The sequence below is a fragment of the Streptomyces echinatus genome, from assembly GCF_014203595.1.
In the GTDB taxonomy this organism is placed as follows: domain Bacteria; phylum Actinomycetota; class Actinomycetes; order Streptomycetales; family Streptomycetaceae; genus Streptomyces; species Streptomyces echinatus.
Genome location: NZ_JACHJK010000003.1, coordinates 19,523 through 32,891, shown reverse-complemented (window position 1 = coordinate 32,891; position 13,369 = coordinate 19,523). Strand labels below are relative to the sequence as shown.

At 70.7% G+C, this 13,369-nt stretch carries 8 protein-coding genes and 3 pseudogenes; 5 read left to right on the top strand and 6 right to left on the bottom strand.

Annotated elements, in window-relative coordinates; all coding sequences use genetic code 11:
• Positions 1 to 706: 706 nt before the first annotated feature.
• The 3 genes from FHS34_RS08775 to FHS34_RS08765 are packed head-to-tail and all read left to right on the top strand — an operon-like array spanning position 707 to position 5,025.
• Positions 707 to 1,354, top strand: a complete 648-nt coding sequence (locus tag FHS34_RS08775; RefSeq protein ID WP_184963014.1) for a DUF6338 family protein — start codon at positions 707 to 709, stop codon at positions 1,352 to 1,354.
• 2 nt (positions 1,355 to 1,356) lie between these two features.
• Positions 1,357 to 1,503: a hypothetical protein gene (locus FHS34_RS08770; protein WP_184963012.1), complete on the top strand. Its 147-nt coding sequence runs from the start codon at positions 1,357 to 1,359 to the stop codon at positions 1,501 to 1,503.
• 3 nt (positions 1,504 to 1,506) lie between these two features.
• Complete coding sequence (locus FHS34_RS08765; RefSeq protein WP_184963010.1) at positions 1,507 to 5,025, top strand: CHAT domain-containing protein; 3,519 nt, start codon at positions 1,507 to 1,509, stop codon at positions 5,023 to 5,025.
• 290 nt (positions 5,026 to 5,315) lie between these two features.
• Here the strand turns inward: FHS34_RS08765 and FHS34_RS08760 are convergent, their stop codons facing one another.
• The 4 genes and pseudogenes from FHS34_RS08760 to FHS34_RS08745 all read right to left on the bottom strand — a co-directional run.
• Positions 5,316 to 6,338 carry an SMP-30/gluconolactonase/LRE family protein gene (locus FHS34_RS08760; protein WP_184963008.1) on the bottom strand — a complete coding sequence of 341 codons (1,023 nt, stop codon included), beginning with the start codon at positions 6,336 to 6,338 and terminating at the stop codon, positions 5,316 to 5,318.
• Positions 6,339 to 6,347: 9 nt separating this feature from the next.
• Positions 6,348 to 7,328, bottom strand: coding sequence for a helix-turn-helix domain-containing protein (locus FHS34_RS08755; protein WP_184963006.1), 981 nt, complete (start codon positions 7,326 to 7,328; stop codon positions 6,348 to 6,350).
• A gap of 704 nt (positions 7,329 to 8,032) precedes the next feature.
• Entirely contained in the window at positions 8,033 to 8,185 is a 153-nt protein-coding gene (locus FHS34_RS44120; protein WP_184964193.1) for a response regulator transcription factor, read from the bottom strand.
• 632 nt (positions 8,186 to 8,817) lie between these two features.
• A pseudogene (locus tag FHS34_RS08745) lies at positions 8,818 to 9,073 on the bottom strand (IS110 family transposase); the annotation flags it as partial.
• A 305-nt stretch (positions 9,074 to 9,378) separates the two neighbouring features.
• Here FHS34_RS08745 and FHS34_RS08740 point away from each other — a divergent pair.
• Positions 9,379 to 10,425: a calcium-binding protein gene (locus FHS34_RS08740; protein ID WP_184963004.1), complete on the top strand. Its 1,047-nt coding sequence runs from the start codon at positions 9,379 to 9,381 to the stop codon at positions 10,423 to 10,425.
• Between the two features lie 91 nt (positions 10,426 to 10,516).
• On the opposite strand, the pseudogene FHS34_RS08735 reads toward FHS34_RS08740, so the two are convergent.
• Together FHS34_RS08735 and FHS34_RS08730 are read right to left on the bottom strand one after the other, a co-directional pair.
• Positions 10,517 to 11,375: pseudogene (locus FHS34_RS08735) on the bottom strand (IS5 family transposase).
• Between the two features lie 44 nt (positions 11,376 to 11,419).
• On the bottom strand, positions 11,420 to 12,466 hold the full coding sequence (locus tag FHS34_RS08730; protein ID WP_184963002.1) for a phosphotransferase: 1,047 nt from the start codon (positions 12,464 to 12,466) through the stop codon (positions 11,420 to 11,422).
• 209 nt (positions 12,467 to 12,675) lie between these two features.
• On the opposite strand from FHS34_RS08730, the pseudogene FHS34_RS44405 reads away from it, so the two are divergent.
• Positions 12,676 to 13,211 (top strand): annotated as a pseudogene (locus tag FHS34_RS44405) (flavoprotein).
• Positions 13,212 to 13,369 lie beyond the last annotated feature (158 nt).

The window sequence follows — 13,369 nt, the reverse complement described above, 5'->3', positions numbered from 1 at the left end:
CTGCCGGTACCAGGCTGCCGGGTCGCCACCCTGCTGTCGTACGACATACCGGGCGCAGGCACACACGAGCGCGGAACGGTCGCTGAGGAACGGCTCTGCCTGCTGGGATCGCCCCGCCCGTCTCAGCGCGGTGACGCCGGCCGAACGGACACGAGGGTTGCGGGCGGACAGCAGTGGAGGGAGCACCCCTTCGTAGGCATCCCCCTCCTTCGGAGCGGTGAGCGCCGCTGTGGCACACAGGTCCTGGACGACGCTGTCCTGGTCCCGGGCGGCCGCGCGGGCCAGCTCAGCGGGACGGAGCAGTCGGCCATCGATGGCCAGCCGGTAGGCGAACCGACGGACGGTGCGGTCGGGGTCAGATGGGAGAACAGCGAGCTGCCCGTGGGATGCCTGACGCAGGAGGTGGCCGAGCACATCGACCCCGAAGGCACCTCTGTCGCGGCGGCCGACGCGGAGGATGAGCGGCGCGAGGTCGAGGGCAGAGTCCACGTTCAGGGCCTCGCCCAGCAGCCGCCGCGCGTTCTCGCGCACCGGTCCGACCCAATCGGCGCAGCGGATCACAGCCAACGGCAGCAGACCGGGGTACCGGACCGACTGACGCAACTGCTCCCGGTATCTGCGGGTAGGAAGCCATGGACACCTGCGATCATCCGTGGCATGCCGGTAGCCTGAATCGAGCGGAGTCCGTGAGACATGGGGGTGGCGAGTGCAGGCGCCTGCGACCGTCGTGCAGCTCGCTCTGCTCGTCCTTCTGGTGCTGCCCGGGGTCACCTATCAGTTCGTCCGGGAGCGCCGCCGTGGGCCGGTGCCCGGTGAGCGTGATCTGGGTGAGCGGGTGCTGCGGGCGATCGTCGCGTCGATCGCGCTGGACGCCCTGTACGCAGTGGTGGCGGGGCCGGCGCTGGTTCGCCTGGCTCGAGGCGCCGGCGGCGGCTGGGACGGCTTCGTGGAGCGGCCGCGAGTGGTCGGCTTCGTCGCCGTGGTGCTGTTCCTCGTCGTGCCGGCCGTGGCGGCGGTCACCGTTTCCCTGGTGGATCGGCAGCGGCGCAAGGCTCGGTTCCTGCGCACGCCCAGCGCCTGGGACCACGCGTTCCGCGACCGCGAACCGTGCTTCGTGCGCGTGCGGCTCAAGGACGGCAACTGGGCGGGCGGCTGGTACGGCAACCGGTCGTACGCCTCCTCGTACCCCCACCCGGCCGAGCTGTACCTCGAATCGGCGCGCGTGATGGGTGCCGACGGGGCGTTCGGCGCGCGCGTGCACGGGACGGCGGGCCTGCAGCTGCGGGCGGAAGACTTCGACGTGCTGGAGTTCGTCGAAGCCGGAGAACCGGCGGCCGTGCCGGGGGAGGAGTGATAATGGCGCACGAACCCGAGCTCACGCCCGAAGAGGCGGCGCTGCTGCAGGAGGCCACGGAACGCGGCTACACCCCGAAACGCACGGTCGCCGAGCCGGACGAGGCGCCCGGCGGACCGGCCGGCACCTCGAACGGCAACGAGGACTGACGCGTGGGCGGCGGGCCCGTGAACGGTCTGGCCGAGCGGTTCTGGGAGGCGTTCCGGGTGGCCCGGCACAGCGCGGACCCCGCGTCGGTCGAGAAGGCGATCGACCTCGGCCAAGCCGTGCTGGCCGCCGAGGACGTGGCCGAGCGCTGCTTGGTCCTGTCCAATCTCGGAGGCCTGCTGCAGACCCGCTACCACCAGACCGGAGACTTCGAGTTCCTGCGGGAAGCCGTCCGCAAAGTCATGGAGGCTTACGTCCTGGCGTACGAAAGCCCGGAGGACTCTGCCAGCTACGCCAACAACATCGGCATGCTGCTGCACACCGCATTCCAGCAGAACCAGGACCGTGGCACCCTGGCCGACGCGCTGTACTGGAGCCGGACGGCCGTCGACGAGGAACCGTCCACGAAGAAGGCGTTCTACCTGGCCAACCTCGTTGTCGCGCTGCGGACGGCGTTCACCGTGACGAAGGACCTCGCCCCCCTGGCGGAGGCCGCCGAGCACGCGCGGGCCGCCGCCGAGTGCTCCCCCGATGACGTGTCCACCGCCAGGAGTCTGCACTTCCTCGCCGTCGTCCTGCGCGACTGGTCCCACGAGACCGGGGAGACCGGTGTCGTGGAGGAAGCCGTCGACGCCGCGCGGCGAGCGGTGGAGCTCACACCGGCCGGGTCGTCCGACGTGCTCGACCGGTTGAAGATCCTCGCGTACCTTCTCGACGACCGCTACCGGGCTCGCGGAGCACGGGATGATCTGGCCGAACTGCTCCAGGTCCGGCAGACGTTGGTGGCCCACACCCCGGTCACCGATCCGCGGCACTCGCAGAACCTCGTCGAACTGACGACCACGGAACGAGACTGGACCGCGCTCACCGGCGAGGACCCCAAATCGGACCGTGGCTGGGAACGCGCCGACACCGAAGCCGAAATGTGCGGCCGGTACGCCGCCCAGTTCGAGCAGACCCGGGACTCGGCCCTGCTCGAGCAGGCGATCGAGCTCGGACGTTCGGCGGCGGAGGCCACCCCCGCCGGGCACCCCCACCGCGGCATGCGGCTGGACCACTTCGCCAGGGCCCTGGCCACCCGGGGCGAAGCGTTCGGGGACCGCGCCGCGCTCGCGGAGGCCGTCATCATCGAGCGGGAGGCGGTCGCCTGCACGTCGGCGGGCCATCCGCTGCGCGCCCAGTTCATGGGCAACCTCGCCGTCAACCTCAACGCGTTGTTCCACGCGACCGGAGACCTGGCCCACGTCATGGACGCGATCGACGTCGCTCGCCGTGCCGCCGAGGCCACCGCCGGGCAGGGTGACCACCCGCGTTCGCTCGGGATCCTCGCCGCCGTGCTGCACAAACGGTTCCGGGTGACCGGCGAATTACAGGTGCTGGCGGAGGCGGTCGACCACGCGAGGCAGTCCGTCCGCCTCGGCGCGAGCCTGGTCGCCGGGCAGGCCCAGAGGCTCTCCAACCTTGGCGCCATGCTGTCCGACTTGTTCACCAGGACGGGCGAGGGAAGCGTGCTCGACGAGGCGATCGACGCGCACCGCGCGGCCGCGGATGTGACGGCGGACGACGACCCGGACCGGGCAGTGCGGCTGGCCAATCTCGGCGGTGTGCTGGGGATGGCGTACGAGAATTTCGGCGACCGGAACGCGTTGCGGGACGCGATCGCCGCGCGTCGCGCGTCCGTGGCCGCGACTCCGCAGGACAGCCCGCACTGGCCCGGGTACACCGCGAGTCTGGCCGCCGCGCTCAGCGACTGGTGCACGAACCCCGTCGCACCCGCCGCCGCGCGACGGGAGCCGCCGGATCCGCAGGTCCTCGCCGAGGCGGTCGCCCTGGCCCGGAGTGCAGCGCAAAGGCCCGAGCAGGACGCCTTTTCCCGCGCGGGTCTACTGACCCGCGTCGCCAACGTCCTGGCGCTCGGCTTCCGGCACCTCGGCGACGGCGACGCGCTGACCGAGGCACTCGGCTGCTACCGGGAGGCCGCGGCGTCTGCCGGATCGCCGGCGGAGAGGCGGGCGGAAGCGGCGGACCGGTGGGGCGATCTGGCCGCCGAGGCGGGGCAGTTCGACGTGGCCGCCGAGGGGTACGCCGCTGCGGTCCGGCTGCTGCCCCGGCTTGCCGGGCGCCGCCTGGGCCGCGAGGACGCCCACTACTGGCTCGGCCGGTTCGCCGGGGTCGCCGCCGATGCGGCCGCGTGCGCGCTGGCCGTCGGCGACGAGGTGAGCGCGGTGACCCTGCTCGAATCCGGGCGCTGCGTGCTCGCCGCCCAGGCACTCGACAGCCGCGACGATCTTTCCGACCTGCGCGAGCGGGCACCCGAGCTGGCCGAACGCTTCCGGACGCTCACCGCGGAGTTCGAAACCGACACCACGAGCGACCGCGTGGCCCTCGCCGACGAGCTCGACGCGGTGACCGACCGGATCCGCGCGCTGCCCGGGATGGAGCGGTTCCTACGGCCCCCGCTGCTCACCGACCTCACCGCGCAGGCACACGAGGGCCCGATCGTGTACGTCAACGTCAGCCGGCACCGGTGTGACGCGCTGATCATCACTCCGGACGGGGTCCGGTCACGCGCGCTGGACCGGCTGAGCGAAGAGACCGTGAGCCACCGCGTACGCGCTCTGCACACCGCGTTCACGGAGGGGCGACTGGCCGCCGAGCAGGCGATCCATGACACGCTCGAGTGGCTGTGGGACACCATCGTGGACCCTGTGCTCGGCGAACTCGGGCTGACGGCGGAACCCGCGGCGGATAGTCCGTGGCCAAGGATCTGGTGGGCACCGGTCGGGCCGCTCAGCCTGCTCCCCCTGCACGCGGCGGGCCACCACCGCGACGGCGGACCTGTGCTCCTTGACCGCGTCGTCTCCTCGACGACGCCGACGATCCGCGCCCTGGGTCACGCCCGCGCGGGCCGCCGCGACGACCGGAACGAGCCGCGGCTGCTGGTGGTCGCGATGCCGCACACTCCGGATGCCCCGGACCTGCCCGGCGCACAGGCCGAAGCCGACCACCTGGCCGCTCTCATACCCGGCGCCACGGTCCTGGTCGGCGCGGACGCGACTCGTGACGCCGTTCTCGACGCCTTGCCGGCCAGTGGCTGGGCGCACTTCGCCTGCCACGGGCACAGCGACCCGGACAACCCTTCGGACAGCCACCTCGCGCTGCACGACCACGACCGTGCGCCGCTTCGGGTGCTGGACCTTTCCCGGCTGCGTCTGCGGAACGCGGAGTTCGCGTTCCTGTCGGCCTGCGACACGGCCCGCACCACTGCGCGCCTGTCCGACGAGGCGATCCACCTGTTGGCGGCTTTCCAGATAGCCGGTTTCTCCCAGGTGGTCGGCACGCTCTGGCGCGTCGACGACGCGGTGGCGCCGGCCTTCAGCCAGCAGCTCTACGGCGAGTTGATCGCGGACCGATCCGGTGCGTTGTGCGCGTCGGCGGCGGTCCATCGCACGGTCAGGCAGCTCAGGGCGAAGTATCCGAACCTGCCGTCGGTGTGGGCCGCACACGTCCACGCGGGCGCCTGATGACGCGCAAAGGCGAAGGCGAGGGGCAAGGCGGAGGGTCGCCCGGCAGTGCCGGTGCTGTCGGGCGACTTCGACGCGAGCGGCATGGACATCAGCCGCTCCTTCGTCGAGATGACCAGCTGCTGGAACCCATCCGGAGAGCCACGCCCGACACGGCTTCGGGGCGGACGAGAAGGGCCGGCCGTACCCGGTGCAGGTGGAGCCGGACGCCGTGGACCGTCGCCGGTGCCGGCCGGGGAACCGGTGTGCTCCCCGGCCGGGGAGCGCTGACGGGCGCTGCCGAGCGGGGCTCAGCTGCCCAGGTGGGCGAGGATGAGGTTGGGGTCCTTCGCGGTGAGGTAGGCGGCGCTCATGACGTGGACCGTGTTGCCGCGCAGCGCGATGGAGGTCGGGCCCTGGAGGCCGTCGGCGGCGGTCAGGACGGTGGTGCGGGTGCCGTCGGGCCGGATCAGGGCGACCTGGTTGACGGTGTTGAGGGCGGCGATGATCTGGTCGCCGTCGCCGTCGCCGTCGCCGTCGCCGTCGCCGTCGCCGTCGCCGTCGCCGTCGCCGTCGCCGTCGCCGGTGAAGGCGAAGTCGTCGATCCCGGTCAGGCCGGTGGCGGTGACCCGGGCGGTGCCGGCGCGCCCGTCGGCCAGGAGCGGGATGCGGACGATGGTGCCCTTGTCGAGGTTGGTGGCCCAGAGCGCCCCGTTGTGAATCTTCAGGCCGTTGGCGCCGAGGAACCCGGCGGGGGCCAGCGCCGGATCGGTGGACCAGGCGCTGGCAGTGCCGCCGGAGGCGGGTACACGCCAGACGGTGCCCAGGGTGGAGTCGGTGATGTACAGGGTGCGGGTACGGGCGTCCAGGGCCAGGCCGTTGGGCAGGCCGGTGGCGGCCAGTGCGGCGATGCGCTGCGGCCGGCCGCCCGGGCGCAGGCGCCATACGCCGGTCAGGTCCGCGGTGCCGGTGGCGTACAGGAAGTACAAGGTGCCGTCCTGGGCCCGGACGACGCCGGTGGTCAGCGGGAAGCCCAGCGCCGGGGTGTGGATGCCGCCGTCGGCGGGTTCGGGCAGGGTGGCCAGGATCCGTACGCCACCGTGCCGGGAGACCGCGGCGACCTGGCGGGCCTTGGCGAGGGTGACGTACGCGGTGCCGTCCGGGCCCAGGGCGATGTTCTCCGGTGTCTGGCCCTTGGCCAGGTCGAAGTGCACGGTGGTACGCGCGCACCTGAGCGGGTCGGAGACGGCCGACGCCGGGGCCGGAGTGGCCATCGCGACCGCGGCAGCCAGGACGGCGGCCGACACGGCGGCCTTCGAGAGCTTGGTGAACACGGGGCTCCTTCACTGCTTTCGGGCATGCGGCAGCGGCACGCCGACGCATGAGGGTGAAAGGGATGCCCGGCCGGGACCAGCATGCGCGGGTGCCGACCGGAGGGAGGGGGGCGGGGTCAGCCGGCTGTCCGAACGGGCAGGGGCGGCCCGGGTGGTGGCCTGGGCGAGGAGTTCCAGGGCGGCTCGCGAGGGCGAGCCCGCAGCGGTGGTGGCGACGACGACGCTGGGGCCCGGTCCCGTGCTCAGGGTCTGCTGAATCACGGTCAGTGAGCCGACCAGCGGGTGCCGCATCTCGTACTCGGCCACCGCGCAGGCCTTGACCCGGTGGTCGGCCCACATCGAGGCGAAGTCCTCGCTCTTCGTGCTCAGCTCACCCAGCAGCATGTGGAGTGCGGCGTCCTGCGGGTACTGGCCCGCCACCAGGCGCAGATTCCCCACCACCGCCCTGGCCTTGCCCGGCCAGTTCGCGTACAGGTCTCGGGTATGGGTGTCGAGGAATACCAGCCTGGCCATGTTGGGGCGCTGCGCCGGTACGTCCGGGGCACCGGGGTCGAGGTGTCCGGCGAACAGCGCGTGGCCCAGCCGGTTCCACGCCAGGACGTCACTGCGCCGGCCGATCACGATCGCGGGAACGTCCCCGAGCGCGTCCAGCAGTTGGGCGGTCGCCACCGTCACGCGCTCGAGCGCGGGGCGCCGCCCACTGCGGGGCTTGGGCGGTCGGGCCAGGTCGTGCAGGTGACGGTGTTCGGACTCGTCCAGGCGCAGAGCCCGGGCGAGCGCGTCCAGCACCTCGGGCGAGGCGCCCAGCGAGTGCCCCTGCTCCAGACGGGCGTAGTAGGAGGCGCTCACCCCCGCCAGCAGCGCCAGCTCCTCACGGCGAAGACCCGGCACCCGTCGGCGCTCGCCGTAGGTAGGCACGCCGGCTTCTTCGGGTCGCAGCTGGGAGCGCCGCGCCCGCAGGAAGTCCCCGAGCTGTGATGTCCTGTTCATGGCACCGAGTATGTGCCGACCCGCGACGCACAGCCTCTCCCCGCCGGGGATAGGCACCGCCGGGACTGGCTCCCCGGCCCGCGGCGATGAGCTGAGTCCCACCGCATCCCGCACTCGTACAGGAGGAACGCCTTGAGCAGCACGACCCGCGAAAACGACCGCAGTTGAAACGGGGCCAAGGCCCCTGTCGGACGCATCGCGCGCGGGGGCCCACTCATCGCGCTCAGCGGACGCAGCGTTCCGCGCGCACTATGAACCGGAGGTTCGAGAGGGGAGGGTGCGGGGCCGGTTCCGGAATCCGTCTGACGCCCGCCCCGGCGAGACAACCGGTACGGACTCACCGGTACGGGCTATGAGGCGGGCCAAGCGGGCGGCCCCATTCTGCAACTCGCGGTCGAACCGATCGTTCCGCGCCCGTCGGATCCGTCCGCGCGGTACAGCGCAGCCGTATGTTGCTAGACAGGGGGGCTCTGCACGCCCTCACCGATTGACAAGCCATAGGTTGGTGGCGGTGGTGTGTGCTGCCCGGCCCTCAGGCGACGGGTGGTTGGGTCTGGGTGGGTAGGATACGGACGACTGGGGCGGGGGCCGTGAGCTGCTGGCCGAGCTGCCGCTTATTCCAGGGTCAGCTGGGGGACGACGCGGACGAGGGCTTCGCGGTCGGCACGGAGTTCGGTGAGTTCCTGCTGGTCTGCTGCACGATGTCAGGGAACCGAAGCCTCCGAATCTCTTCGACCGAACCACAGGGCGATCTGTGTGCGTGAGCGAAGACCCAGCTTGTCGCGCACCCTGTCCAGGTGTGTGGCGACCGTATGCGCCGAAAGCCCGAGTATGCCCGCGATCTGCGGGTTGGTCAGCCCCCTTCGCGACGAGTTCGACCACCATCAACTCCCTGGCGGTCAGCCGCCACCGCTCGTCGCCGGCCCCCAGGGTGTCCGGCCCCCGCCGCACCTGTTCACCGCTCCCTGTCCGCAGGGCGTAGGCGACGAGCCGGTCCCCGCGCAGCTTGCGAGCGCCGACGACCGCGGCCTCCCGTGCTGCCGTTGGCAGCGGGGTCCGGGCACGGGCCGCCGCCTGCTCGATCCTGCGCCGCCAGGGTGCCTCGGGCTCGGTGTCCAGCCGGCGTCGCGCCTGCGCGCTCGCCTCGCACAACCGCAGGGCGCGCTGCATGTCACCGCTCTCCGCGGCCACCAGCGCCAGGCCTTCGACGGGATACAGTGCGTGGAAGCTCCCTAAGGGGGCGATGTGCAGCACTTCGGCGAAGAGGGCCTCGGCGCTCTCCAGCTGCCCCAGAGCCAGCCGTACGGCGCCCGCGGTGTGCAGCGCTGCCGCGGCCCGGGGCCAGGGCGCCTGCTCCCTGAGCATCGGCAGGCAATCCGCCATCAGCTCGTCGGCTTCCCGCTGCCCGCCTGCCTGGAGCAGCGCCCAGACCAGGTGCTGGGTGCACCACGCGACGTCTTCGGGCGAGGCTTCGTCAAGCCTGAGCGGCTCATGCGACGGCCGGTTCGGGGACTCGTGGTTCGTAGAAGGTGCCGTCGCGGAGCATGGCGAAGAGCACGCTGATGCGGTGGCGGGCGAGGCGGAGGAGGGCTTGGGTGTGAGTCTTTCCCCCGAGCCCGGCATTTGTCGTAGTAGGTGCGGGAGGCGGGGTCGTGCAGCGCGGCGAACGCGGAGAGGAACATGGCCCGCTTGAGCTGGCGGTTTCCGCCTCGTGGTGCGTGTTCGCCGTGGATCGAGGTCCCTGACGATGGGCGGCCTCAGGACGCCAAGGTATGAGGGTGGCAGAGCAAGTACGCGTTCGCGAGACCGACGATGACGAGGGCCGGTGGCTGCGGGGGACGTGGCCCCAGATGTCCGGCCGGTTCATCCTCCCCAGTTGCCGAATCGTATGCCTGAGCCCAGGATGGCGGTATCGGCCGGTGCTGCCCTGAGAAGGTCACAGCGGAGGTGCTCGATGAGGCGTCCATGGATCCCATTGGGAGTCCTTAGCGCCGTAATCGCCGCCCAAGTGTTCACGGCCAGTCCCGCACACGCGGCCACAGCCGTCGGCGTGAGCGACGGGCGGCTGACAGTGACAGCCGCGTCAGGCGAGGCCAACTACATCGAGGTCACTCCGCTGTCGAGTGGCTACTACCTCGTCCGCGACATGTTGGACTCCGTCGTTGCCGGCACGGGCTGCACGCCCTTCGACTCGGGCGTCCGCTGCCCGGCAGCCGGGGTCCGGGGCATCGTGGTCAATGCGGGAGACCTGGTCGACTATGTGCGGATCAGCCCGCTCATCTTGGTGCCCGCCATTCTGCGCGGGGGCGTTGGCAACGACCTGATGTACGCCGGTAGCGGGCCCACCCGGCTCGACGGCTTCTCAGGCTCCGATGTCCTTTACGGCGGTCCGGGCAAGGATGAACTGCGCGGCGGCAGCCAGGCGGACACGCTGTACGGTGGCCGCGGCAACGACAGCTTGGACTCCGGGACCGGCAGCGACCGGTTGTTCGGCGGGGACGACAGCGATGATCTGTCCGGCGGTACGGGTGACGACCTGTTGAACGGCGAGGCCGGCAACGATGTACTCCGCGCGGACGAAGACGCCGACTCCCTCTTCGGTGGCGCCGGGTTCGACTCCGCGGTGTACAGCGAGCGCACCAGGAACGTGAACGTCTCGCTCGACGACCGGCGCAACGACGGCTCCGGGTTCAGTGTGGATGGACCGGGCGACAACGTTCGAAGCGACGTGGAGAGGGTCTTCGGCAGCCTTTCCTCCACCAACACCCTGGTTGGCAACAATGAAGCCAACCATCTGTACGGCGGCCAGAGCCTCGACGTCATAGTCAGCGCGGGAGGCCCCGACCTCCTCGTCGGACTGGACGGCGCGGACCACATCCAGGCAGGAGCGGGAGACGACACCATCGACGCCGGTCCGGGCAACGATACGTACCTGACCGGCGATGCCGGGAACGACACCGTGTACGGCGGCGCGGGCCGCGACCATCTGAACACCGTGGACGAGACCCCTGGCAATGACACCGCAGACGGCCAGGGTGATACCGACCGCTGTCAAACCGACTCCGGTGACACACGGGTCAGCTGCGAGACGGAGTGACCACTGGTCGGCTGGCGAAACCGCCACGCGAACGAGCAACTACGAGCCGGACCAGGGCGAACGTTTCCTGATGCGATACTAGGGTCCGTTTTCAAACGGATCTTGCCCAGAGCAGGAGTGACGCGAGTGTGACCGCTGCTTCGTAGGAAGTGGCGGTCTTGTCGTACCGGGTGGCGATGCCGCGGAAGCACTTGAGCTGGTTGAAGCAGCGTTCGACGAGGTTGCGTCGGCGGTAGATCTCCCGGTTGAAGCCTGGTGGCCGGCCACCGCGGCTCCCGCGATGGTGCCGGTGCCGCTGCTGGTCGACCTTTCGGGGATCGTGTGCGCGATGCCGCGTTGCCGCAGGTAGCTGCGGAAGCCGCGAGAACTGTATGCCTTGTCCGCGATCACATGGTCAGGACGGCGGAGTGGTCGGCCCGGGCCGGTGCGAGGAACACGGATTCTGTCCAGCAGGGCTTGTGTGCAGATGCTGTCGTGACGCTGGCCTGGTGTGATCAGGAGGGCGAGAGGGCGCCCCTTGCCGTCGCAAGCGAGGTGGACCTTGGTTGTCAGTCCGCCTCGGGATCGGCCGAGGGCGTGATCGTCCGGTTCGTCCGGCCGGCGCCTCCCCCTTTTCGGCCGGTGGCGGCGGCGTGCTGGTGAGCGCGGACGATGGTGGAGTCGATCTGGACCAGCCAGTCGATGTCACCGGTGGCGTCGGCCCGGGCCTGGATCTGCTGCGGGGCCCGGGTGAACACGCCGTCCAGGGCGTAGCGACGGAAGCGGGTGTAGACCGTCTGCCACGGTCCGTAGCGTTCCGGCAGGTCACGCCAGGAGATCCCGGTGCGGGTCTTGTAGACCATTCCGTTGATGACCTGCCGGTCTGCCACCCGGGGCCGGCCCGTCGCGGCCCGCGGTATCAGCGGAGCGAGCAACTCCCACTCACGATCGGTGAGTTCATGGCGGCGTATCACCCCACCATGATCCCCGACCTGATGATCTTTGAAGACGGACCCTAGAGAGCGCCGCCGAACGCCCGCTCCACCTCGTCGAGCCGCTCCGTCCACCAGTGGAGGAGCGCCTGGTCGGCGATGAACAGGCCGTCGCAGGAGTAGTCGCCCCGGTCGTAGTGGAATTCGAGCTGCCAGAAGTCCGTCATCCGCTTCCACCACAGACGGCGTGCGGCGTGGAGCAGCGCGGCCGACTCCAGCGGGACCACCGACCGGTAGCCGCTCACGAAGGCCGACATCCGCTCCAGGTCGAAGACGCCTTCCACCCCGAACTGCACCTGTGCCGTGCGGACGACCTCCTCCGCGTACGGGCGGACGCCCAGCCGGTCCCAGTCCAGTACGGCTGTGAGCTCGCCATCGGCCCAGAGGAGGTTGCGGTATTGGAAGTCGCCGTGCGTCCAGCCGTACGGACCTGCGGGGACGTCTCCCTCAGGGCGCAGGGCTGCGTATTCGGCGAGCAACACCCGGCGCTTGGCGAGGGCGTCGAGCGCTGCCGCGTCGAAGGAGTCGCCCGAACCGCGGGCCCGCGCAGCAGCAGCGAGCCGATCGGCCTTCTCCGCCGCCCGTTCCGGCGTGACGACGTCCGTGGTGAGGCTGACGGGAACAGCGGAGAGGACCCCGGTTTCGGCGGCGTGCCTGAGCGCCAGGTGGAGCTTGGCGAGGACTGTGCCGAGCCGCCTCACCTGAGCGCGGGGGAGGTCCACGCCACGAATGTGCGCTCCCTGTCCCCAGGGGAACAAGCAGTACCCGCTCCCACTTACCTCGACCACGACCCCACCCGACGAGGCCACCACAGGGACGATCACGGGAATGCCGGCCTCGGCCAGGGCTGGCAACACGGCAAGATTGCGGCACAACCTGTCGAGCGGCACGTCCGTGACCCGCTTGAGAGCGAAGGTCCCTCTCGGCGTGTCCAGTTGCCAGTTCACGTTCATGAGGCCGTCAGCTAGATGACGCCAGTCGACGACGTCCCCGAGGTCGAACTCCTTGATCAGTTCCGCAAGATCATTGGAGGGAATGCGGTGCCTGCTCGCCACATGCGCGTTGGTCACCTTGGCGACGATACGTGAGCTGGGCGCTCGGGCGCACAAGGATCACCACGCGGCACTGGGCATCCGTGGTCTGATCGACACTTGTACTCAGACACCGTGCCCTTCGTGCAGGTGGTAGGCGGCTTCTCTGGCCTGGCTCGTCCGTGGATGCTGACAGCTAGGGTCTGGATCGTGACCGCGGGGGAGCGCGTCGACGAGGGGGCAAAGCCATGAACGACCGGCCGAAGAAGCCGTTCCTGTACGTGGTCGTCTGCGCCGCTGGTATCGCGGGCGACGCCCACAAACTGATCACCGCCGCCAGGAGCAGGGCTGGGACGTCGGCGTCATAGCCACACCACAGGGCCTCGGCTTCCTCGACACCGAGGCGATCGAGGCCCAGACCGGCTACCCGATCCGCTCGGTCTGGCGCAGCCCCGGCGACCCGCGCCCCCTCCCGCCCGCCGACGCCATCGCCGTCGCGCCCGCCACGTTCAACACGGTCAACAAGTGGGCCTCCGGCATCGCAGACACCCTCGCGCTGGGCATCCTGTGCGAGGCGTACGGGATGGGGATCCCGGCGGTCGTCCTGTCGTACGTGAACGCGGCCATGGCCGCACACCCGGCGTACGGCCGGAGCCTGGACCAGCTGCGGGAGATGGGCGTGCTGGTCGGGTCGTACGAGCCGCACCGGCCCAAGGCAAGCGGGGGAGCGGACCGCTTCCGGTGGGAGGAGGCACTGGAGATGGTGGAGGGCAAGCTCCGCTGAACACGATCCGGCCTACCCTCTCACTATCGTGGCGAGCATGTTCCGTTTCGGCGGCGGACGGGGCGGGGACGGGATGCGGGCGGAGACGGTCCCCTTCTCGCGGGTGCTCGGTCGCCGCAGGTCCGGCTGCCCGGAGGTCGCCATGGTCGGCCTCGTGG